At 43.0% G+C, this 23,255-nt stretch carries 22 protein-coding genes; 14 read left to right on the forward strand and 8 right to left on the reverse strand.

Annotated features, from left to right (window positions below):
* The first annotated feature begins 12 nt into the window (after positions 1-12).
* The gene (locus B050_RS0112870; protein WP_018474340.1) at positions 13-624 is read left to right on the forward strand and encodes a hypothetical protein; all 612 of its coding nucleotides are present in this window, start codon (positions 13-15) and stop codon (positions 622-624) included.
* 109 nt (positions 625-733) lie between these two features.
* On the opposite strand, the gene B050_RS0112875 is transcribed toward B050_RS0112870, so the two are convergent.
* Entirely contained in the window at positions 734-1,213 is a 480-nt protein-coding gene (locus B050_RS0112875) for a hypothetical protein (protein WP_018474341.1), read from the reverse strand.
* Positions 1,214-1,803: 590 nt separating this feature from the next.
* Between B050_RS0112875 and B050_RS0112880 the strand changes: the two genes are divergently transcribed.
* Both B050_RS0112880 and B050_RS0112885 read left to right on the forward strand, forming a co-directional pair.
* The gene (locus tag B050_RS0112880; RefSeq protein WP_018474342.1) at positions 1,804-2,970 is read left to right on the forward strand and encodes a PQQ-dependent sugar dehydrogenase; all 1,167 of its coding nucleotides are present in this window, start codon (positions 1,804-1,806) and stop codon (positions 2,968-2,970) included.
* Complete coding sequence (locus B050_RS0112885) at positions 2,970-3,389, forward strand: c-type cytochrome (RefSeq protein ID WP_157492780.1); 420 nt, start codon at positions 2,970-2,972, stop codon at positions 3,387-3,389. The genes B050_RS0112880 and B050_RS0112885 overlap by 1 nt, the downstream gene beginning before the upstream one ends.
* A gap of 161 nt (positions 3,390-3,550) precedes the next feature.
* Here B050_RS0112885 and B050_RS0112890 read toward each other — a convergent pair whose 3' ends face one another.
* The 6 genes from B050_RS0112890 to B050_RS0112915 all read right to left on the reverse strand — a co-directional run bounded on the left by B050_RS0112890 (position 3,551) and on the right by B050_RS0112915 (position 10,300).
* Positions 3,551-4,357 (reverse strand): PhzF family phenazine biosynthesis protein, encoded by an 807-nt coding sequence (locus B050_RS0112890; RefSeq protein WP_018474344.1) that lies wholly within the window; start codon positions 4,355-4,357, stop codon positions 3,551-3,553.
* Positions 4,358-4,590: 233 nt separating this feature from the next.
* A complete protein-coding gene (locus tag B050_RS0112895; RefSeq protein WP_018474345.1) occupies positions 4,591-6,042 on the reverse strand; it encodes a TrkH family potassium uptake protein in 1,452 nt (483 codons plus the stop codon).
* A gap of 3 nt (positions 6,043-6,045) precedes the next feature.
* On the reverse strand, positions 6,046-7,392 hold the full coding sequence (gene trkA / locus B050_RS0112900) for a Trk system potassium transporter TrkA (protein WP_018474346.1): 1,347 nt from the start codon (positions 7,390-7,392) through the stop codon (positions 6,046-6,048).
* A gap of 288 nt (positions 7,393-7,680) precedes the next feature.
* Positions 7,681-8,016, reverse strand: a complete 336-nt coding sequence (locus B050_RS0112905) for a hypothetical protein (RefSeq protein WP_018474347.1) — start codon at positions 8,014-8,016, stop codon at positions 7,681-7,683.
* A gap of 292 nt (positions 8,017-8,308) precedes the next feature.
* Entirely contained in the window at positions 8,309-8,899 is a 591-nt protein-coding gene (locus B050_RS0112910) for a DUF4136 domain-containing protein (RefSeq protein ID WP_018474348.1), read from the reverse strand.
* A gap of 156 nt (positions 8,900-9,055) precedes the next feature.
* Positions 9,056-10,300, reverse strand: a complete 1,245-nt coding sequence (locus B050_RS0112915) for a DNA recombination protein RmuC (protein WP_018474349.1) — start codon at positions 10,298-10,300, stop codon at positions 9,056-9,058.
* Positions 10,301-10,618: 318 nt separating this feature from the next.
* Between B050_RS0112915 and pxpA the strand changes: the two genes are divergently transcribed.
* From pxpA to B050_RS0112950, 7 genes are all read left to right on the forward strand, one after another.
* A complete protein-coding gene (pxpA, locus tag B050_RS0112920; RefSeq protein ID WP_018474350.1) occupies positions 10,619-11,347 on the forward strand; it encodes a 5-oxoprolinase subunit PxpA in 729 nt (242 codons plus the stop codon).
* Positions 11,344-12,048, forward strand: a complete 705-nt coding sequence (gene pxpB / locus B050_RS22450; protein WP_018474351.1) for a 5-oxoprolinase subunit PxpB — start codon at positions 11,344-11,346, stop codon at positions 12,046-12,048. Before pxpA ends, pxpB begins: the two co-directional genes overlap by 4 nt.
* Positions 12,035-12,904, forward strand: coding sequence for a 5-oxoprolinase subunit C family protein (locus tag B050_RS0112930; protein ID WP_018474352.1), 870 nt, complete (start codon positions 12,035-12,037; stop codon positions 12,902-12,904). Before pxpB ends, B050_RS0112930 begins: the two co-directional genes overlap by 14 nt.
* A gap of 189 nt (positions 12,905-13,093) precedes the next feature.
* A complete protein-coding gene (locus B050_RS0112935; protein ID WP_157492781.1) occupies positions 13,094-13,963 on the forward strand; it encodes a TlpA family protein disulfide reductase in 870 nt (289 codons plus the stop codon).
* A 315-nt stretch (positions 13,964-14,278) separates the two neighbouring features.
* Complete coding sequence (locus tag B050_RS0112940) at positions 14,279-15,148, forward strand: alpha/beta hydrolase (protein WP_026235859.1); 870 nt, start codon at positions 14,279-14,281, stop codon at positions 15,146-15,148.
* A gap of 213 nt (positions 15,149-15,361) precedes the next feature.
* Complete coding sequence (locus B050_RS0112945; protein ID WP_018474355.1) at positions 15,362-16,882, forward strand: DUF4301 family protein; 1,521 nt, start codon at positions 15,362-15,364, stop codon at positions 16,880-16,882.
* A gap of 109 nt (positions 16,883-16,991) precedes the next feature.
* Positions 16,992-17,891 carry a patatin-like phospholipase family protein gene (locus B050_RS0112950; RefSeq protein WP_018474356.1) on the forward strand — a complete coding sequence of 300 codons (900 nt, stop codon included), beginning with the start codon at positions 16,992-16,994 and terminating at the stop codon, positions 17,889-17,891.
* Between the two features lie 155 nt (positions 17,892-18,046).
* On the opposite strand, the gene B050_RS0112955 is transcribed toward B050_RS0112950, so the two are convergent.
* Positions 18,047-18,949, reverse strand: a complete 903-nt coding sequence (locus tag B050_RS0112955; RefSeq protein ID WP_018474357.1) for a DUF3078 domain-containing protein — start codon at positions 18,947-18,949, stop codon at positions 18,047-18,049.
* Between the two features lie 60 nt (positions 18,950-19,009).
* On the opposite strand from B050_RS0112955, the gene B050_RS0112960 reads away from it, so the two are divergent.
* The 4 genes from B050_RS0112960 (at position 19,010) to B050_RS0112975 (ending at position 23,165) form a co-directional block, all read left to right on the forward strand.
* Positions 19,010-19,285: a YidH family protein gene (locus tag B050_RS0112960; RefSeq protein WP_018474358.1), complete on the forward strand. Its 276-nt coding sequence runs from the start codon at positions 19,010-19,012 to the stop codon at positions 19,283-19,285.
* 3 nt (positions 19,286-19,288) lie between these two features.
* Positions 19,289-21,070, forward strand: coding sequence for an SLC13 family permease (locus B050_RS0112965; protein WP_018474359.1), 1,782 nt, complete (start codon positions 19,289-19,291; stop codon positions 21,068-21,070).
* Between the two features lie 63 nt (positions 21,071-21,133).
* A complete protein-coding gene (locus B050_RS0112970; RefSeq protein ID WP_018474360.1) occupies positions 21,134-22,114 on the forward strand; it encodes a TerC family protein in 981 nt (326 codons plus the stop codon).
* Positions 22,115-22,271: 157 nt separating this feature from the next.
* Entirely contained in the window at positions 22,272-23,165 is an 894-nt protein-coding gene (locus B050_RS0112975) for a Ppx/GppA phosphatase family protein (protein WP_018474361.1), read from the forward strand.
* The last annotated feature ends 90 nt before the right edge of the window (positions 23,166-23,255 follow it).

Consider the following 23,255-nt stretch of genomic DNA (forward strand, 5'->3'; position numbering starts at 1 on the left):
GTAATAAACATCATGAAAATCACAAAAAATCTACTGGCAGCCCTTGCTATTGCTACTATGGGAATGGCACTTCAATCCTGCAGCAAAGATGACCCTGTTCCTGAAGTGGACCAGGAGCTCATCACTGACGTCACCCTTACCTTCACTGAAGTGGATGATGCAGGAATGGAAATTGGTACAGCTATGGCCTATAAGGCTTCCTCTGCCGAAGGAATCGAGCTTAGTACCAATATCGATATAGAGGTGATCTCTGGCCTGGAGGCTGATAAAAGATACCTTCTGGAAATCACCGCTTATAATAGCATCGCAGGTGAAGATATCACCACCGAAATACTGGAGGAAGGAGACGAGCATCAGTTTTATTTCCTGGGATCTGCCTTTGTGGCTGACAGTCCTAATATGGTATATGCTTATGATGATCAGGACGAGGACGGTTTCCCTATTGGCCTGAAAGGCTATGTCACCACTCAGCCGACACTTGTAGGCAATGCCTCTCAATTCAGACTGATCCTTCGTCACGACCTGGACAAGGCTTACGCCGGTGCAGAAAACCCAAGCTGGGAAAACTTCGTGCAAGCAGGCGGTGAGACAGATTTAGACATCACTTTCCCAGTTACCTTTTGATCCAAAAGTCTGGGGATCGGAGTAATTACTATTTACCGAATAATTAGAAACACCAAAGGCTAGCTGGATTCAGCTAGCCTTTGGTGTTTATTGGTAAAATGAATATTCATTATTCCACCTCTTCACCACCTATATTGCCTGCCACCAATATGGTCTTCGCTTCCGGGCCGCTATCGGCAAGATGGACTTTGATGTGGAACTGATGGGTCCGCAGGTCCTCAATGGAATAGCCCTCCAGGATGGTGACACATTTTAAAGGACGGGCATCGACCCCATTTAGCGCTTCTACCATAGGGGAATCCACATTGGGCTCGTAAGGACCCCGATGAAGATGCGCTGGGAAATAATATTCCGCTTTGGTATGCTCACCGCTCAGGGTGATGGTGATTTCTAATCCGCTGCCATTGGTAAACTCCTTGACCACAGCCTTGCCTGTATAGCCTAAAGTAGCATCCACTGTATTAAGTGGATATTCATAAGTATCATCTAAGTATAACTTATCTTGCAATTCCTGGCAAGCACCTAGAAATACTATGCTGCTCACCAACAAAAACAAGGCTCGGAGAGGGTGAATTATTATAGATTTCATCTTCAATTGTTTAGAAATAGACACCTTAAATATACGGATTAGGAAATAAGAATAATATGAAGTCTCCAATTTACCTAATACAATCTACTATACAGCGTATAAGTTGCTTGGTATTCGGAAGCAGGCTCCGATGCTGAATCTCGCCGTGCCCATCGAAGAAATCGCAATGAACACCACAAAAGGTTAGCGTAGAAATTACAGCATTTTAAAGCAGGGGAATTTCCCAACCCACATTATAGCTTGTACGGCTAAGAATGGAATATAGGTGCGTGAGGATCATTATTTGTCTAGAATTCTTTATTCTACCTGTCAATAATGTATTCTCTGCTAAAATAATCTAGTCAGGCGAAGTTGTTATTTTAGTGTTCTAGGAAAAGAATCGCTCCTAAATACGGACCTAATCTAATCTATCAAATGTGATATTAATCTTCCTTCATCAGGAAAAAACCACCTGAGGCCAAGGAGAGGCCAGCAGTCTATATATTAAATATCACCATTCATAATAGATTGTATCCACTTTTAGTGTCTGTACACCGTTTGCGGTCATAATTGATTATATTTATCGAATTATAAAACTCATTAAACCTATTATGAAGAAATTGAATCTATTGAGAAGATTGATTACACCAGTGCTTCCAGTGGTATTTACCATTGGGATTGTGAGCACTTCCTGCGGTCAGGACGATCGTCCGGGAATCTTCGAGAACACCCCTACCATTCAGGATGATGCCAAAAACTACAGTACTGAATATATTGTAGAAGGATTGACTAACCCATGGGGAATGGTCATTTTGGCTGATGGAAGTTTGCTCATTACAGAGAAAGAAGGAAAGCTTATCCACGCCAAAAACGGCACCAAAACAGAGATTCCAGGTCTTCCTGAGGTTTCCAGCAGAGGCCAGGGTGGCTTATTGGACATTGTTCTTCACCCTAATTTTGAGAGTAACCAGTGGGTTTATTTTTCCTATGCCTCCGAAGAAGGTGAAGGAGAGGGAGCCAATACGGCGATCATGCGTGCCAGATTTGATGGCAGCAAGCTAAGTGATCAGCAGGTACTCTATAAGGCAAGTCCAAACAGCAAAAAAGGTCAGCATTTCGGAACACGAATGGCCTTCGATGATGAAGGATACTTATACTTCTCCATTGGAGACCGTGGCGACAGAGATGTAAATCCACAGGATATCACACAGGACTGCGGCAAGGTATATCGAATCCACGGAGACGGCACCATCCCCGAGTCCAACCCCTTCTATAATGAGGAAGGTGCTAAGAAAGCGATCTTTTCTTATGGCCACCGAAATCCACAGGGAATGTTTTTTCACCCTGAATACAAGGAAATCTGGGTCAACGAGCATGGACCTCAGGGCGGTGATGAGATCAATATAGTTCAGAAAGGAGCTAATTTTGGATGGCCGCTAGTCTCTTACGGCATCAATTATGACAATTCTCAATTGACCGAAATCACTTCCAAAGAAGGCATGGAGCAGCCGATTTATTATTGGGTTCCTTCCATTGCGCCAAGTGGATTTGGACTTGTGCCAGGAGATGTTTACCCGGATTGGGCAGGCTACCTGGTCGTTGGATCTTTGAAATTTCAGTACTTGGAGTTATTAGAAATGGACGGTAAGGAAGTCGTTGGCAGAACCAAACTGCTGGACGGTGAAGGCCGATTGAGAAATGTGACTATCGGACCTGATCACTATATCTATGCCGCCATTGAAGGAAAAGGTATCATCAAAATCAGCCCTAAGAACTAATGATTAAAGTAGCAATTATCTCCGCTTTATGCTTTTCGTATATGGGCTATGCCGCTACTAATTTGCAGCCACAGGACGATCCCCTAAAAGCGAGTATAAAACGCGGAGAAGAAGTCTATAAGGAATTTTGTATTACCTGCCATATGTCAAACGGCAAAGGCATTGAAGGAGCTTTCCCTCCTCTTGACAGTGCGGATTTTCTCCTGAAAAATCGAGAAGCCAGCATAAGAGCAGTGAAATTTGGCCTCAGTGGCGAGCTGACCGTAAATGGTAAGGAATATAATAACACCATGACTAATCTCGGTCTATATGACGAGGAGGTGGCCGATGTGATGAACTATGTTCTCAACAGCTGGTCGAATAAATCCAAAAAAATGGTCACCGAAGAAGAAGTCAAAAATATCAAAAAAGCTGAATAACCTAAAAGGCACCGTTTATAGCAGACGGTGCCTTTTTTTATTTTTTACTTTGCCCTAGGGCAAAAGAAATTATCCTGGATATACCAAAATCTTAGTGGCCGAATACATTAGTCCTAAACTTCTGCTATTCTTCTCGTTTGTACATAGCCTATGATCACTATTTACACTAAGGATACTTTGCCTGGTCTCTCCGGGGTATATTCTCCGGTCAGAAACACTTTCCCCTGACCCATTCGACAGTCAAAAGCCCCACCTCTTTCACTAAGTTGCAGTGATTGAAGGTGATTTTTATTGAGGATTTTCGCCCAATAGGGGACCAAAATCGCATGGCTGGAGCCAGTAGCATAATCTTCTTTCTGCCAGGTATGCGGCACAAAGGTACGGCTCACAAAATCCACCTCATCCCCTTTGGCCGTGACGGCATATCCGAATAAATCCGAATCACGAAGTCTTTGGTAGTCCGGTTTTATCGACTGTATATCAGCTTGGGAGTCGGCTATAATCAAATGCTTATTATGGGTCTTGTACATCGTTTGGAGAGGAATCCCCAGGCCTTCTCGTAGGGCAAGTGGGATTTCTATTTCCTCCGCCAGCTCGATTGGTGCCAGACTAAGGGTGATTGTCTGATCAGGATTGAGCACACCCTTTATCATCCCCTCGGGACTATTGAGCTCATAAGATTCAGCGGGGTATTTGCCATTGGCCGTGGCCAAATAAGCGGTGGCTGCAGCTGATCCATGGCCACAAAGTCCAATTTCTGCATCAGGAGCAAACCAACGTACAAAAAACCTCCCTGGGCCGTCTTCAGGCACCAAAAAAGTGGTCGCCGGCTGCTGCAACTCCTTGGCTATCCTACGCATCTGCTCCACTTCTGGAAACTGATCGCTGATAATGACCGCTGCGGGGTTGCCTTTAAAATTATGCTCTTTGCTGGAAAATGCAGAAATAATCTGATAGTTGATTTCCATATTTATGGTAGTTGGTTAAAATTCACAATGGCCCCTTTTATAGGCAAAGACAATACTCTTAAAAATTCTATTAGAAGTGAAAAATAACACTCCTATTTGATTAAATCAAGGATGATGACCATGTATAAGAACCAAAATCGTTTCATGTAGAATGACCTTGAATCTATTTATATATTCCTTTTATAAGAATATTCCCACACTGCTGCGTGAATGATTTTCTCAAAAGGAATAGCTTAATTGGCCCTCCAGAAATAAGGGGTGAATACGACAAGGATGGTAAATAGCTCCAATCGGCCAAGAAGCATAATCAGGCATAGGAATATTTTCGTAAAAGGATCCAGGAAAGAGAAGTTGTCCAATGGACCCACGCGACCTATAGCCGGACCGACATTCCCCAGGCAGGTGGCCACCGCACCAAAACTCGTCAGCATATCATACCCTACGATGGACATGACCACACTTCCCACCACAAAAACCATGAGGTAAATCAATAGAAATATCATGATATGGGTAATGATTTTTCCAGTAACCCGCTCCGAATTGATCTTCAAGGGCACTACTGCACGGGGGTGCACGATCCTTTTGAATTCCAGGATGGTGTTCTTAAAGAAGGTAAGGTGTCTGATAAACTTGATACCACCGGCAGTACTTCCGGCGCAGCCGCCTACGAATAGAAGGAGGAAAAATAAGATGGTCACTCCATGGCCATAGCTAGTATAATCTGCGGACACAAAACCTGTGGTGGTCACCAGAGAAACTACCTGAAATGCCGTATCCCGGAAGGCTTTTTCCAGCACATTGCCCGATAAGAAATAGACGGGAATGGCGAGCCCGATGATGATCAATGCCACCACGAGCACATAAGCCTTGAATTCATCACTTTTCCAGACCTTATCAAATTTGCCCATCAGGGCAAAATAGACTACGGTAAAATTGGTACCTGCGATAAACATAAAGAGAATGGCCACATATTGGATGAAGGGTACGTCAAAATAGGCCATACTGGCGTTTTTGGTGCTAAAACCTCCCGTTGCCAGCGTGGTCAGTGAATGGTTGATCGCATCATAGACATTCATCCCTCCCAGATAATACAGTAAGGCACAGAGGGCGGTAAGTCCCACATAGACATACCAAAGTCGCTTTGCGGTTTCCCGAATTCGAGGATGCAGCTTATCGGAGGTAGGCCCGGGAGACTCAGCCACGAAAAGCTCAATTCCTCCAATCCCCAATAATGGGAAAATGGCCACTGTCAACACGATAATGCCCAATCCCCCAATCCACTGGGTCATGCTACGCCAAAAAAGGATACCCTTGGGCAGGGCTTCTATATCATTCAGCACAGAAGCTCCCGTGGTGGTAAGTCCCGAGACGGTCTCAAATAAGGCGTCAGATATCTGCGGTAGAGTTCCACTTACCAGATAAGGCATCATGCCAAAAATTGACATAAATATCCAGCTCAATGCAACAATCAGGTACCCTTCTCTTTTTCGGATATTTTGATCTTGCTTAGAAAAAGAGAAAAACAATAAGGCCCCCATGGCCACCGACACAAAAGCCGAGTAAATCAAGGGCACTTGATCTCCACTTTTGTAGTAAAAGCTAAAGGCTATCCCAGGCAGCATCAGTATGCCCAACAGCATCAATAAGCCTCCCATAACTTTTGCAATGGCCTTATAATGGATCATATATTAATTAAATAATTTCTCCAGGTTGGATTTAGCTGAAGGAAGCGCAAGGACTATTGCCTTATCATTAAGCTGCAACTGAAAATCGCCATCAGGAATAAATACATCTTCTCCGCGGATCACCCCAGCTACAATCGCCGTATCAGGGAATCTCAATTCTCGAAGAAGCTTTTTAGTAAGCCGATTGTTTTTGGAAATTACGTATTGGATAAATTCTGCATCCACGCCATAGATACCAGAAATGGCCTCTACCTTCCCTTTACGGAGGTATCTAGCGATCTGGTTAGCGGCCACTAGCTTCTTATTGATCAGTGAATCCACCCCGATACTGTGGGAGATGTGGATATATTCACGGGTATCCACATGGGCAATCGTCTTATAAACCCCGTGGTTTTTTGCACTCAAACTCGTGATGATATTCGTCTCCGAACTCTCTGTAAGTGCCAAAAATGCATGCATCTCTTCTAATCCCTCCTCTATCAGGAGCTCAATATTCTTATAATCTCCATGGATGACTAAGGTGGATTTTAACCGCTCACTTAGCCATTTGCAGCGTTCCTTGTCCCTATGGATAAGTGTGATCTTATACTCACCCTCCAGCTTCAGCGCTGAGGTGAAAGCCAAGTCATCCCCACCAATAAGCATCACATTCTTTATCGCCACCTCCTTTTGAGCCGTCAGCTGTGCTATCGATTCATTGGCTTTGGTATTGGAAACAAAATATACGTGATCATTATTTCTCAGAATGGTGGTGCCACGAGGGATAATGGTCATCTGATCTCTTACGATAGCGATGATCCTCACATCATCCAAAATCGACATGGCATTGGTATCCGCCAATCGCTTATTCACCAAGGGTGAATATTGATCCAAAATAACCCCTACCACGTTTAATTTGCCCTCTTCAAACTCGAAAATATCCGAAAAAGTGGAGTTTTTGATCATCCTATAGATCTCACCGCTGCAAAGCATGGTGGGGGAGATAATATTGTCTATTCCTAAATTCCGAAAATAATTCACATTCTCCTCCTCTAGGTAATCATGATTTCGTACTCTGGCGATCACCCGCTTAGCTCCCAGCTGCTTAGCTAGCATGGCCGTCACGATATTAGTCTTCTCCGAGGTGGTCACCGCCATCACTAAATGCGCCTCTTTTACATTTGCATTCTTGAGCACATCGATGGATGCCGAATCACCTATCACCGTAAGGACATCTATCCGGGAAGCCACATGCTCCAAAATATCCTTATCCGTATCGATTAAGGTAATATCCTTATTCTCATAACTCAACGATTCGGCAAGGTGAAATCCCATATCCCCTGCCCCCGCAATCACGATATTCATAGCCATAGCCGTAAAGATAAAGCCTTTTGAAATGGATTATCAACTAAGTAAACAAAATTTAGTCTCAAGTGTCTTTTTAGTTAAATAGAAAAATCAATAATAATTTTGCCTAAAGGCAGACTGAATACCATAAATTCTGATTTTTACATCCATATTAATATGTCGATCCCTGGCTTTAAACTCAATTAAAATCAATCTATAACCTATTAATTTCCCCCCTCTTTCCTATCTATCCCTTTATAATCCATGAGGCTGGGACCAACACCTTTCTACTCCCTGCTCTTATCCCGAAGGTCAGACTTCCTCAATGATCGATTCGCCCGTGGACTTATCCCCTGAGGTCCAACGCCATTTTTCATATAGACGGATTTTGCCGCTAGGCAATATTTCCGGCACTGACTTACACTTTCCACTCATGATTTTGCCATCATTATTGATATGCTGGTACCTCATATCTATCCGTCCACCATCATCCACCCAGCCAATAAGCTGCCCTTTCTTTATGCTGCCTCCAAAATAAGTACCCGCTAATACCCGCCCTTCCTGAGCATAATGAAACTCGGTATCTGAGGACACCTCTCCATTATCTGAATTGCTGATCGCTCTAAAAACTCTATTATTATAATTCATACTAAATTGTTTTACACATCTAATAAAATAAAGTTTGTGCCATTAGACAAGTTTTGACCCGCTTTATCCTTCAGGATCTGAAATGAATCTATTTATACAAAAAAACCTCCCTCTCCTATATGCCCAATCAATTAGATCTCCCCTAAGCCCAATACCATTGCTCACTCCTCAGACTATGCAGGCGATAGACCTTTTCTCCGTTCGCAGTCACAAAGTGAATTGGGACAGGCACAAAAAAAACCTTGGGTATCGTACCCAAGGTTTCTACTAAGCGTGTATTGCTGACCGCTAGTTAACGGGAACTTATGGCGCCTCTATGTTTCATATTTCGTGAAAACTCATATAGGATTTTCCCGGCGGACTCTTCTATATTCTTGTATTTTTGTTTCATATTATTGACCTCCCCGACCGCGCTGATTCGCATCACCAATTCGTCCACTCTAGGATCAATAAAATCGATGACTACCTCTCCGAGCTTGTATTTTTCTATTTCTGTTTGGCTGGGCCAATAGGAATTGCGGTAAGGATAGCGATACATATACGGGTTGTACATTCCGTAGGGAGACATTCCATATGGGCTGCTCTCCCTCACTTCTTTTTCACCATCGCTGAGGAGGGTATTGTACCTAAGGATGAGGTCGGGAGCATCTTCATTATAATGATAGCCTTGATCCTCCATACCACTGATCAGGGCCTGTCTGAGGTTTTCATCCAGCGATGGGGAATTCCAGGCATCCTTGCCCATATATTCATTGATGATGGTGAAGGAAGAAAAGTTCTGATTGGGCTTAACTTTATTTTTCTCCAAATATACACGGACGGGACTGCAAGAAACCATCAGCAGGGTTCCGGTAAGAATTACTAATCCTAATATACGTTTCATGGGTAGTTTCCTTTCTAGTTACTTCTCCAAAACGAAGTTTTTTGAACTTATGTTACAGGCTTCAAAATTATTTTTATGCTAAAGCCCTAATTATAAATTGAAAAGCAAGGGATAATATACTTTCTAAGTTATATAGCTGACGCTGACTACTATCGATTAAGAATCCAGCAGATTTTTGCCCTCTTCGCCTGGTAGCTCCTCCACTTCTCTGAGCTTCCGCTGGATGACTCTGGTTCGGGTGCCCACCAGTGTATCCAGTTCGGTATTGGCTTCATTTAATTTCCGTTGGGCTTTTTCGATCAGCGTCCCAAACTTCCCGAATTCTGATTTGACCGCACCGAGCACCTTCCATACCTCGCTACTTCTGCGCTGGATCGCCAGGGTTTTGAATCCCATTTGGAGACTATTCAGCATGGCGGCCAGGGTGCTGGGGCCCGTTATCACCACTTTATATTCGTTTTGCAGCTGCTGAGCCAAACCTGAGTCTCTTATTACCTCAGCATATAAGCTCTCCATGGGTAAAAATAGTACCGCAAAATCCGTGGTCATCGGAGGATTGATATATTTTCTGGCTATATCCTGAGCCGATTTCCTTACGGCCTTATTCAATTCGGCCTTTGCAAAATCCACCTGCTCTCGCTCTCCGGTATCGTAGGCATTCAATAAACGGTGGTACGCCTCCTGAGGAAATTTGGCATCGACGGGCAGATAGACTGCCTCGTGGGAATTTTGTCCTGGTAACTTAATCGCAAACTCCACCCGCTCACTACTCCCCGCTTTCATGGCGGCATTACTTATATATTGCTCACTGGTGAGGATATTCTCTAGAATACCCTGCAATTGATATTCGCCCAATACTCCCCGTGATTTCACATTGGTCAGTACTCGCTTGAGGTCCCCCACTCCTGTGGCGAGACTCTGCATTTCTCCAAGGCCCTTCTGTACATCCTGTAGCTGCTTGCTTACCAGCTCAAAACTCTGCCCTAGTCGCGCCTCCAAGGTCTTTTGAAGCTTTTCGTCCACCGTCTCCCGCATTTTGTCCAGTCGCTCCTCCGTCGATTGCAGCATGCGCTCCTGCCGCAATGCCAGCTCATTAAACTTCTCGCGCTGCAAATCATTAAACTCCCTGACATTCTCTCGGAAAATCTTCCCAAAATCACGCAATCCATCCTGCTGATCCTTCGCCGATTGCCGCATCGAATCGAATACCCACTTGAACTGCTGCGAAATCAGCTGATTCATCTCCTGCCTGCTTATGGCCAACTCCTGAACCATCAAGCCCTTCCATCTCTCCATCTGCAGTTCCCACTGCTTTTCAGAATTGCCCTTTCCTATCTTTATCAATAAGAATATAGTGAGCATAAGGTTGATCAATACTCCTGCTATAATAACGATATCCATATAGGGTGCAAGTTAGCAACTTCTATAGTGTATCACTACCTATAAAAAGATCATATATCAATTTTCACGACAACTAATGTCGCATTTCCACATATTATGCTAGGTTCATCCATCATTTACCTTTCTCGACTTCCATGCCTATTGACAAAAAGAAACGATTAAGACCTGAGCTTATCTTGGCACAAAGGGCAATCTTTATTAACTTGGATTAGCCAAAACTATTTTTGCTGATCAGGGCCTTAAAAAAGCCCTGTGCACTTCTTTACCTTTATTTGGCAGTTCTATATTCATCATTAGATTATTTGGAGAATAATATTCATGTCCACTATAGATATCAATAGCGACCTGGGAGAAGGAATAGGAAACGACGAAGCCATCATGCCCTATATTACCAGTTGCAATATAGCCTGCGGAGGGCATGCGGGAGATCTATCCAGCATGCAGGAGACCCTGCTGCTAGCGCAGCAATACAAGGTAAAAATAGGGGCTCATCCCTCCTTTCCGGATCGTGAAAATTTCGGAAGAAAGACAATGCATCTTTCTGATTCGGAATTAAAAGAAAGTATCCTAAGCCAAGTATCCGCCCTAAGTCATGCCGCAGGGTCTCTGGGCCTTAGCCTCCATCATATCAAGCCTCATGGAGCACTGTATAATCAAGCGGCAAAGGACCCAGCATTAGCCAAAACTATCGTTGGGATCATTAAGGATCATTTTAAGGAGCTCACGCTATTTGCTCCCCCGGGCTCAGCACTATTGAAGGAGGGAAAGCAGCAGGGGATAACCGTATGGACTGAGGTATTTGCAGATCGGAATTATAGGGAGGACCTGAGCCTGGTCCCTAGATCAGAGGCCAATGCGGTAATTCATGAAGAAAAAGAAGTTCTGAGCCATCTGAAAAACATGCTTTGCGAAAGGAAAGTAAAAACCATCAACCACCAGTGGATTCCGATTACTGCTGACACCATCTGCGTCCATGGGGACAACCCTCATGCGGTATCCCTGGCCAGAAATATTCATAATTTTATACACGGAACTCTCCAATCATGAAGCCACTTATCTGCTATAAGCAATTTAGTCCACAGCATTTGGAATTACAGTGGAAGCCTGAGATAGCTCCGGACACTTTATTTGCCATTCGGCAGGCCAAGGCCATTGTAGAACGAGAGCTAGGATCCACTTTCCATGAAGCCCGCATAGGCTATCATAGTCTTTCCCTGCATTTTAAGGAAGGTATCTCCTTCCAAGACGTGGTGCCCACCATAGACAAGCTGCTTCACAATCCACCTAAGGAGTATCATGAATCACGAAAAAGATGGCGAATTCCGGTATGGTATAATGGCAAAGACCTACAGCAGGTGGCGGCCACACATGAGCTATCGAGCAAGGAGCTGATTCAGCTCCATAGTGCTCCAAATTACCTCCTCCATTTTTATGGATTTATGCCCGGCTTCATGTACCTGGGAGGCTTAGCCAAAACCCTCCATACACCACGCAAAGCCAAGCCCGATCCGAAAATAGAAAAAGGATCGGTGGCTATTGGCGGCAAACAAACTGGCATCTACCCGCTCGAAAGCCCGGGGGGATGGCATATCATCGGCAAAACCCCCATCAACCTGTTTGATCCAGCCGCCTCTCCGCCTTTGAAGCCAGAACCGGGGGATGAAATAAACTTCTTTCCTATAGATCAGGAGGAATTCGACCAATTATCATTAGACGCTAAATCAGCCATTCATTATGAGTCAATATAAAGGAATAGTCGAAGTCATCAAGCCGGGATTTTATACTTCTGTTCAGGATCTTGGCAGGCCTGGTTTGGGCCACTGGGGCATCCCTATTTCTGGCCCAATGGATGAACAATCGTATCTGCTGGCCAATCACCTTCTCCAAAATGATCCCCCGAGCGCATGTCTGGAAATGACCATGACAGGCGGCACCTTCAAGTTCCATCATCAGGCTATCATCGTCCTCACCGGTGCCAATGGCAAAGCCCATATCAATGGTAAAGCCATCTCCATCAATCAGGTGGTGGAAATAGCAGCGGGCCATGAATTGGAGATTGGGCCTTTTTATAAGGGAACACGAATGTATCTGGGGATAAAAGGAGGCTTCAAAACAGCGCTAAGCTTTGAGAGTCGCAGCTGGTATCGTGGATTGACGAAGTATTTTAGATGTCCCAAAGGACTGAGGATTCCATTCGAGGCGGTAGCAGAGCATTCCCATAATAATCATTCGAAAGTGGGTATAGATGATTCCTTATTTGAAAATAATGTATTGGATGTATATCCTGGACCCGAGGCCACAGAGATGTCCAATGGCAATTTTGAAGCGCTATTCGAAAAATCTTTCCACCTCTCAGATCTTCAAAACCGAATGGGAATCCAACTTTCAGAGACCTTTAAAAATCACCTCAAGGAAATCCTTACGGCCCCTGTCTATCCAGGGACGGTCCAGCTGACCCCTGGCGGCAAGATCATCATCCTCATGAAAGATGCGCAAGTCACTGGAGGCTATCCACGAATCCTTCAATTAAGCCCAGAATCAATTAATATTTTGGCTCAAAAGAAGCCGAAGGACCCAATCAGGTTTCGCCTGAAGGAATTTTGAAGTGGATAAGCGCACAGTCTCCTCTGGCAATTCCATATTCATTCCGATACTATTAAAAAACAGGTAAACTAATAGGCCAGAAAACAACCCTTGATGGTATTTTGCGTTAATTTGCATGTACTTTTATACCCTGAAAGTCCTCCTCAAACTGAAATCAAAGAAACTAGACTATATAATACAGAGCTTAAGATGATAAAGAAATTAATTGGCAATAGTTTATTGGGTATTCTAATTTTTGGTTTGAGTTATTTTTTATCCAGTGAAATTATCATTCTTTCACGCGACTTTATTTTATGGGGTGTGGGGGCCATAATTGCCTTTGTAAGTATGTTTTTATTGACCTTCCTAAGTGCTAAATACACCAAAACGTGGATGCCAACGAAGGTCATATTGGTGGCCGCTCTTTTAGGGATAATGTTATTTGCTTTTTTGGGACTGCCCAGCTGGAAGTTCAGCACCAAGGTCGCACCCACCCTTATATCTCTAATTTTGGGTGTGCTGGCAGGGCACCTAAGTGCAAGTCCAGGTTTCAGGTCCAAAACAGCCATTTTAATGGCTTTATGGGCATTTCCCTTTCTTTTGAATCTACAAATCTATAGCACTTGGGTTCATTATATTGAATTTGGTACCCTCACTGGAAAGGTCCAATCCGAAGATATCATCGCCTTCGAAGCCTTGGACAAGGCGGGCCAAACGGTCAGCAACGAAACGCTGCGCGGGAAGGTAACAGTGCTTGATTTCTGGTTTATAGGTTGCGGTCCATGTTGGAAAAAATTCCCCGAATTGCAGAAAGTTTATGAGGAGTATAGTACTCATCCGGACTTTGAGCTTTATGCACTCAATCGCCCCATGAGCAGCGACAGTCCTGATCAGGCCTTCACCTCTATAGAGAAGAAATCCTATTCATTTCCAGTATTAAAAGGCAGCCAGAAGATCATGGATGATTTTGATATTTATGTCTATCCCACGATCATCGTTTTGGATCGGGATGGCAAAAAGGTTTTTATGGGGGAAATAGAAGATGCAAGGGCAGTGATCGACGACTTATTAGCCAATTAAGCCTCCGCCAGCTCAAAAGGAATGCTGGGAATCCATCTTTTATAGGTCTTATAGGATTTTATAGATGCTACTATCCTGGTGTGATCTGCTGTATTATTGCCTCCGTTGAATATTTTTTAAAATCAATATTTTCAATCAAATCAAAAATACATTAGTCCTTAATCCTATTTTTCAGTATTATTATGCTAAAGTACCTCAATCCTTGACTATGGACAAATGATAGCTTATAGTGAGGTCTGGCTAAATGGATGATTCATCCTAGCCCCATTCTAAGGATAAAGAGGAACAGAGCGTAATCGATTCACCTAATTATATATGAAGAAATCTTTATCACTTTCATTTTTATTTTGCAGTCTCTTCCTGTTAATTGGATCAAGTGCTTTAGCTCAAACGGGGAAAGTATTTGATGACCTAAGCTTAAGCAGTTCCCTCTTGAAAGGTGAGCGGAAATACGCGGTATATCTTCCGCCGGATTACGAAAGCTCTTCTCGCAGCTACCCCGTGCTCTACCTCTTACATGGCGCAGGGGATGATCACAGTGGTTGGGTACAATTTGGGGAGGTGCTCCAAATCACCGATAAGGCCATTAGCGAAGGAAAAGCCACTCCTATGATTATCATCATGCCTGATGCAAACACAGGAGTTCGAGGTTATTTTAATCAGCTGGACGGGAAGTGGGATTATGAGGATTTTTTCTTTGAGGAGTTGATTCCGCATGTTGAAGAAAAATACCGTATCCGCAAGGATAAGCGCTACAGAGCGATCTCAGGCTTAAGTATGGGTGGTGGCGGCACCTTCATGTACGCCCTTCATCGACCAGATATGTTCTCCTCTGCTGCTCCCCTAAGTGCCTTTGTAGGACCACTTACCGTGGAAGCGATGAAGAAGATGATCAAATCTGAAGGCCATTCGGAGGAAGAAATAGAAGCCTATTTTCATCAGCATAATGCTATAAGTTTGGTGAAAAACATGGAGGAAAAAAACAAAAAAGCGGTAAGATGGTATATAGATTGCGGAGATGACGACTTCCTGTATGAGGGCAACAGTCTTATTCATATAGAAATGAAGAAAAATGATGTCCCCCATGAATATAGAATTCGTGATGGAGTACATTCTTGGACATATTGGAGAGAATCTCTCCCAAAAGTGCTGGAGTTTGTGTCGGATGCTTTTCATCAGTATTAACATAAGCACCGCAAATGTTTAACGGATAATTCATATTCACCAATTATCGGTACAAAATGCATATAAAATTGTGTAAATAACATTTTTATATATAAATTAGGCCTTGATTTTGAATCAAAAATGGGCAATATTAGTAGATAAATTCGTTAAGCTATTTTCATAAAATAGTCACCTTAAAATATAAATGTTTTTAAACTTAAAGCAGCACCTAAAATGATGGAGGAAGAAGTAAAAGAAAAAATCAGTCTTCAAGGTAGAGACCCAAAGGCTATTGAAATTCAGATCAACAATTTCAAAAATGGGTTTCCTTTTTTACCAATTGAAGAACCTGCAACCATTGGCAATGGAATAGAGGAAGTAACAGAGGAGGATATTGCTTCCTATATGGCTGACTATTCTTCAATCACCCAGGACAAGGAGATGGTAAAATTTGTCCCCGCCAGTGGGGCCGCCACTCGGATGTTTAAGGATTTATTTGCCTATCTGGAAGCAGAAGATCAATCATTAGCCTCAAATTCATTTGTAGATAAATTTATCACCAACCTAAAATCCTTTGCTTTCTATGAGGACCTTAAGGCGGCCATTAGTGCCGATGGTAAGAGTTTAGACAGCTTATTGGAGCAAAAAGATTACCCAGCGATTGTTGGCTATTTGTTGCAGGATGAAGGTTTGGGCTATGGTAAGCTTCCAAAAGGCCTGTTGAAATTTCATAACTATGACACAGGTAGCCGTACTCCTGTATATGAGCATTTCATAGAAGGATTACATTATAGTCTGGGCAAGGGCAATACGGTGAGGCTGCACTTTACAGTATCTCCAGAGCATCAGGAAAACTTCGAAGCGAAGGTCGCTGAGCTCAAAGCAAAGCTTGAGGCGCAGGAAGGCGCAAAATTTGAAGTAAGCTTCAGCCAACAAAAGAAGTCTACCGACACCATTGCGGTGAATATGGACAATACGCCATTTGAAGATGCCAATGGGGAAATCCTTTTCCGTCCTGCAGGTCATGGAGCTTTATTAGAAAACCTCAATGAAATCGATGCAGATCTGATCTTCATCAAGAATATTGACAATGTGGTTCCTGATAAGATGAAGGAAATCACTCACAAATACAAAGTTGTGCTGTCAAGCATATTGATAAACAATCAGGAGAAGCTTTTCTCTCTAATCAATGCTCTTCAGGATGATCCTTCAGATGAGATTATTCATGAGTCAGCCGTTTTATTAGAGAATAAACTAGGATTACGTTTGCCACCAAATTTCAAAACTCAGGATCGGGTGGAGAAAATCAATTATCTGATCACCAAGCTGGATCGACCACTTAGAGTGTGTGGAATGGTCGAAAACACAGGTGAGCCCGGCGGAGGTCCTTTCTGGGTGAGTGAAAAGGACGGGTCCATGTCTCTTCAAATTGGGGAAACTGCCCAGCTGGATTTGAATGATAATAAGGTAGCGAAGATTTTCCGTTCTTCCTCCCATTTCAACCCTACCGACTTGGTCTGTGGAGTAAAAAACTATAAGGGGAAAAAATTTGATCTGATGAAATACAGAGATCCGGAAACGGGATTTATCACACAAAAATCCAAGGATGGTAAGGACCTAAAAGCGCAGGAGCTTCCTGGCCTTTGGAATGGATCGATGGCCAACTGGAACACCATTTTCGTGGAAGTTCCTTTAGACACCTTCAACCCTGTCAAAACCATCAACGACCTCTTGAGAGAAGAGCACCAGTCGTAATCTCATTGTAAGTAAATAGTAATAGTGTATATTTATGAAACTTGCTCTATAGTTGATAATCAACTTAAGGGCAAGTTTCTTAGTTTTTATTGATATTTCAAATAGTAAAATGCGAGCATTAGTTATTTCAGGAGGAGGCAGTAAGGGCGCTTTTGGCGGTGGCATCGCCGAATATTTAATCAAGGAATGTGGCATTAAGTACGACTTATTCTTAGGTACCTCCACTGGAAGCTTATTGGTCCCGCACTTATCCATAGGAAAGATTGATAAAATCAAGGAACTCTACACCTCGGTCTCTCAGAAGGACATTTTTACCATATGCCCTTTCAAGACGACCAGAGAAGGAGAAGTTTATAAGAGTAAGATCAACCACTGGGGGATCATCCAGATGTTTATCCGGAAGGAAAAGACCTTTGGGGACACCAGTAATCTGCGTAAGCTAATTAGGAAAAGTCTAAGTATTGAAGAATTTGAAGAGATGAAAGCCAATGAGGCCGATGTGGTGGTGGCGGTATCTAATCTCAGCACGAATAGAGTGGAATACAAATTACTCAAGGACTGCCTTTACGAGGATTTTTGTGACTGGATGTGGGCCTCTTCGAATATGGTTCCTTTTATGAGCTTACTCGAGAAAAACAGGATGCAATACGCAGATGGAGGCATGGCCGATCTTATCCCTATTTCTGAGTCGATCCATCGAGGAGCCACAGAAATAGACATCATAGTATTGAAAACCAATAAGCCTAGGTCGCCAAAACAAGGGGTAAAAAACGCCTTGGAACTGACCACTCGTACCTTTGATTTCATGCTGAATCAAATCAGTAATGATGACATTGCCATTGGAAAATTGCAGAGTTCTCAGCAAAAAATAAATTTAAATTTTTATTACCCGCCAAGGGTATTGACGGAACATTCATTGATTTTTGATCCGGTGCAGATGAAGGAGTGGTGGCAGGAAGGCTTTGATTTTGCGAAGCAAATAGGCCCTGATTGCAAGTGTTTGGAATAAGCTAAATCGAATTGGCAGAAAATAAAAAAGCAGGGAAAATTCCCCTGCTCTTTACTTTGAAAACTAAACCAACTATTATTTAACTACCACAGTTAAACAAAAATAACAATTTCCGCTAACATTCAAAATATTTTATCAAAAAGGAATGTTACACACTATTTTTTGTTGCTCACCTTATAAAGGAGTCCTAAAGCCAAACCTTGGCTATATTGGATGCCTGGATCCTGATCGATATCATAAACATTGATGCTGGTAAAGGTCACGCTGATGATTTCGGTGATCTTAGCAGTCATGGTGATATCCAATCGGTGATCGATTGTTTTGAAGCTTAAGTCCTGATAATCGGCATACATCTGATACCTTGTTTTGATATTGAAGTTTTCGGCAATATCCTTATCCCATTCCGCAAAAATCTGAAGGGCTAACCATTCGGTACGAACATTCTCACCAATAGGTACCCCGTAGTTATTTGGCACATTAGCAGACACCTCATCATTGGTCACAAAAGTCCATCTTGGAGAGAAGGGACCAATTCTCAAATTGAACTCATCGTTTGGATTATACTCCAAACCCAAAGAAGTGGTCAGATAACCCGGCGACATAAAACTAGAGATGAGCGTTCTAGGCTCGGTATCGAAGTCATAGCCATTGGCAAATTGGGACAGGAAGTTACCGGAAAAATAGGCACCCCATTTTTGAGTAAGCTTATAACCTACTTTAGAATCCAGAAATATCCTATCATTGGATTTTCTACCATCTTCACCGTCGTTTTTTACCATTCCATAGAGCAGCTCGACTTCATTGTCCCAAGACCAGCGGTCTTTGGCATAATCGGCACTTCCTGATAAGATGGAACCTATGGCGATGGAATTTACCCCACCATTACTCCAGTTGCTACTGAAGGCTGCCTGATTAAAATTCAAGCCTGCGGCGAATTCCTTGACCCAATAAGTGGTGTCTTTTACAACTACTGCAGGGTCAACCCCTTGCGTATCCTGAGCAATAGCCATATGCGAAAGCATGGTAATCACTGCCAAAACGGATAAAAATTTCTTCATAGAAAAAAGCATTTTTGAAAGATTTATTATGATATTGATACAAATTTGCAGCTCAAAATTATGGAAAAAGAATCTGAAAATGAATTAATAGTGAGAGATTATCTGGCAAGACAGCGAACAAAACTTGCAAATGACAGAACTTTACTATCATATATCAGAACTAGCTTGTATTTTTTGGTGAGTGGAACGGCATTGGTGAAGGTGGAAGATTTACAAAATATAAAGAGTCTAGGTTATATATCCTTTGGGATAAGTATCGTTTTTCTCTTCGTTGGAATTACTAATTTTTTTAGGATAAAAAGAAAAATTAAAAGAGGCATGTACGCCAAGATGTAAGCTATGACCCCAGAAATTATCATCGTATTAGTCATCATTGCCCTTGCGATGTTCATGTTTTTGATAGAGAAGTTATCGATAGATACCATTTCTATTATTGTCATGACGGCGTTTATGGCCACGGGCATCCTTACTTTTGAGGAAGGGATCTCTGGATTTAGTAATTCGGCCACTGTCACCGTGGGTGCCATGTTTGTGTTGAGCGCGGCGGTGTTCAAGACAGGCTCGCTCAATAGCATCAACCTGATTTTCTTAAGAATCAGCAGGAAAAATGAGTTTACCTTTTTATTGGTTCTCATGATATTCTCAGGAATACTATCGGCTTTCATCAATGATACTGCCGTGGTGGCCTTACTTATGCCTACGGTCCTTAAGATATCCAAGGATACTGGCATCCCTCCTTCCCGCCTGCTCATGCCTCTCTCCTTCGGGGCGCTGATGGGAGGAGTATGTACCCTGCTTGGTACCAGCACCAATATCCTGGTTAGTGGAATTGCTGAAAGCCACGGGGTGAAGCCCTTTGGGATATTCGAAATGTCCGGAATGGGCCTGGTCTTTCTGGCCGCCGGTATCACTTATATGATGACGATCGGCAATTGGCTTCTGCCAAGCAGAAAGCCCTCCAAGGAGATCTCTGAGACCTTTGATATGGGGGATTATATCACTGAAATCATCGTCACCGAAAAATTCGATGACACAGGAAAATCCATCAATATGACAGGACTTTTCAGAGATTATAATGTGGATCCTATCCAGATCATTCGAGAAAATGGCGAAATCATCAATGCCTACAAATACACCGTTCTGCGTAAAGGCGATACCATCAGGGTGCGATGTGATAAGGAAACCTTAACCCAAATACGTAATATTCAGGGAATCGAATTAAAGATAGACCTTAAGCTGAAAGATGAGGATTTCCGATCGCAAGGTCATAAGCTCTATGAAATGGTGGTCCCACCCAACTCAAGTCTAATCAATAATTCAGTGAAATCAATAGATTTCCGGGCGACCTATCCAGGACTTACCGTATTGGCTATCCGTCATAGAAATGATATTCTGCACACCAAACTTAAGCATACCAAAATCTCTGCAGGAGATGTATTGCTCGTCCGTGGAGATGAGGAAATGGTGGCCCAGCTCAAGGGAAGTGAGAATTTATTGGTGATTTCTGAAAACAGTACTCCCCCTATCATCTGGCACAAAATCGTCATTACGCTGATGATAGCCGTGGCGGTGGTCACGGTGGCCGCATTGAAGATCCTCCCCATCCCTGTAGCTGCAATCATAGGCGTGGTATTATTGATATTATTTAAATCGATCAGCACGGAGGAAGCCTATCGGGCCATTGACTGGAAGGTATTATTTATGCTTGCGGGCATACTCTCTATGGGGGTGGCACTGGAGAAAACAGGCGCTGCAAATTTATTAGCCGATAGCCTGGTGAATTTACTGGGAGATTATGGCCCTAGGACTATCCTAAGTGCAGTGTTCCTGGTTACCTTCCTATCCACTAATATCATGTCAAATAATGCGACAGCGGCTTTGCTGGCGCCAATCGCCATAAGTATAGCCGCAGCAATGCAAGTGAGTGAAAGGCCCTTCCTGATGGCTGTGACCTTTGCGGCTTCGCTGAGCTTCATGACTCCAATGGGATACCAAACCAATACCATGATCTATACTCCCGGAAATTACAAATTCATGGATTATATCAGGATTGGCACTCCCTTGAATATCCTTTATTGGATACTCGCTACCTTAATGCTTCCGTGGTTTTTCCCTTTCTGATAATATGCACTGTTTGAGGAGAACTAAATAACTGTTAGCTTTGCATCTTAATCTAGATCTACCTTGGAATACATCAAAGAAGAAAGCACCACGCTTATAATTTTCGGAATCATAATAGTGGTTTTATTACTTGTGGACCTACTGGTTTTCAACCGAAAATCCCATAAGGTAAAGATAAAAGAAGCGCTACTTTGGACCGTAGTCTGGGTGGGGATAGGACTGTTATTTGGCTTGTATATTTACTGGGATATGGGCTCAGAAAAGGCTTCCCAATATTATACCGCTTTCCTCATCGAAAAGGCCTTAAGTGTGGATAATCTTTTCGTATTCATCATGGTCTTTAGATTCTTCAAAGTCCCTGATCAGTACCAGCATAAGGTTTTATTTTATGGCATCCTGGGAGCTATCGTGATGCGTGCCATCTTCATATACTTTGGTGTATCCCTGATCGAGCTGAGCTATCTTCCTGCCATAGAAATAGCAGGACACAGCCTACGCATCAATGTGGTCATGACCCTTTTTGGTTTGTTCCTGATCTATGCTGGCTGGAAATCCTGGCAGCCAGAACAGGAGGAAGACGGGGATTACTCCGATTCTCTAGGCACCCGCTTGATTCATAAGCTCTTTAAAGTAAGTCCTCATTACCACGAAGACAATTTCTTCACGCGCATAGATGGCAAAAAACACGCCACCCAGCTTCTGGTGGTGGTGGCCGTAATTGAATTCACGGATCTGCTATTTGCTGTGGACTCCATCCCGGCGATCTTCGCGGTCTCCAATGATCCAGTGATCCTTTATACCTCCAATATTTTCGCCATCCTTGGCCTTAGAGCACTGTACTTCCTTCTTGCCAGCGCCTTTGACATGTTCCACTACCTGAAGTATGGCTTGGCAGTGATCCTGGTATTTATTGGGGCCAAGATGATTTTATCTCCCTTATACCATATACCGAGCACCTTATCGCTCGTAGTGGTAGGCCTGATTCTCCTGGCCTGCATCCTATTTTCGGTCTTTAAGTTCAGGAATAAGGAATCAAAAATCTAAGGTCAATTTAAGCCCTCATTCTATGATATTTACCAGAATATGGTATTTTTGCTTAGTTAATAATATAATTTAACGCGATCTAATCCTGAAGAATAGGAGGGATAATTTCCTATTTCACCTTGGAGAAAATTGTTTTAACCACCTAACCATTGCTAAATTGAAACTAGCCGCAGTAGATATTGGCTCCAACGCCATACGACTTCAGATTACCAATGTAACCCACCACCTAGAGACGGTAAACTTCAAAAAAATGGAATATGTTCGCTTCCCATTAAGATTGGGCAAGGATGTATTTCACCAAAAAAGAATCTCTGACCAAAATCGCCAAAAATTCATTAAGCTTATGCATGCCTATAAGCTGCTCATTGACCTCTATGAGGTAGATGACTATATGGTATGCGCGACCTCCGCCATGAGAGAATCCGAAAATGGCCGGGAAATAGCCCAGCAAGTCAATGAAGAACTAGGCCTAAAGATTCAGATTATCGATGGAAATAGAGAGGCTGACTTGATCAATATCGCACTGTGGAGCTATATCGATCATAAGCCTTATCTCCACGTGGATGTAGGAGGTGGAAGCACCGAACTAAACATCTACCACCACCGCGAAAAGGTAGCCTCAAAATCCTTTAAAATTGGCTCAGTAAGAGCTTTGGACAATAAAGAGTCGCCAAAGGTATGGAGCCAAATGCGGGATTTTATCCAAACTAATATCAAACATAAGCAAGCCATCACCTGCATCGGTACTGGGGGGAATATCAATAAGATTTTTGAACTATCCAATCCACGTAAGAATAAGCGCTTTATCAGTCTCGATAAAATAAAGGAAATCCAAGCCTACCTGGCCTCCTATTCGTATGATGATCGGGTAAATATCCTAAACCTTAACCCCGATCGGGCAGATGTGATATTACCGGCTTCCGATATCTATCTTGCTGCCATGGCGGCCGCTGGATCCACGCGGATGATCGTCCCCGATGTGGGCCTCAAGGATGGGGTAATGAATGTACTTTATGAAAAGAATAAAAAGAAATTGGTCAAAATAATCTAACCATCCCAAAAAAGTCACTGACCGAACATAATCCTACTCCCTAAAAGCCGAAGGCAGTAGCAATGATTATCCTCTGACCTCCTCGACTCG

Origin of the sequence: Echinicola pacifica DSM 19836, assembly GCF_000373245.1 — a bacterium.
GTDB classification, from domain to species: domain Bacteria; phylum Bacteroidota; class Bacteroidia; order Cytophagales; family Cyclobacteriaceae; genus Echinicola; species Echinicola pacifica.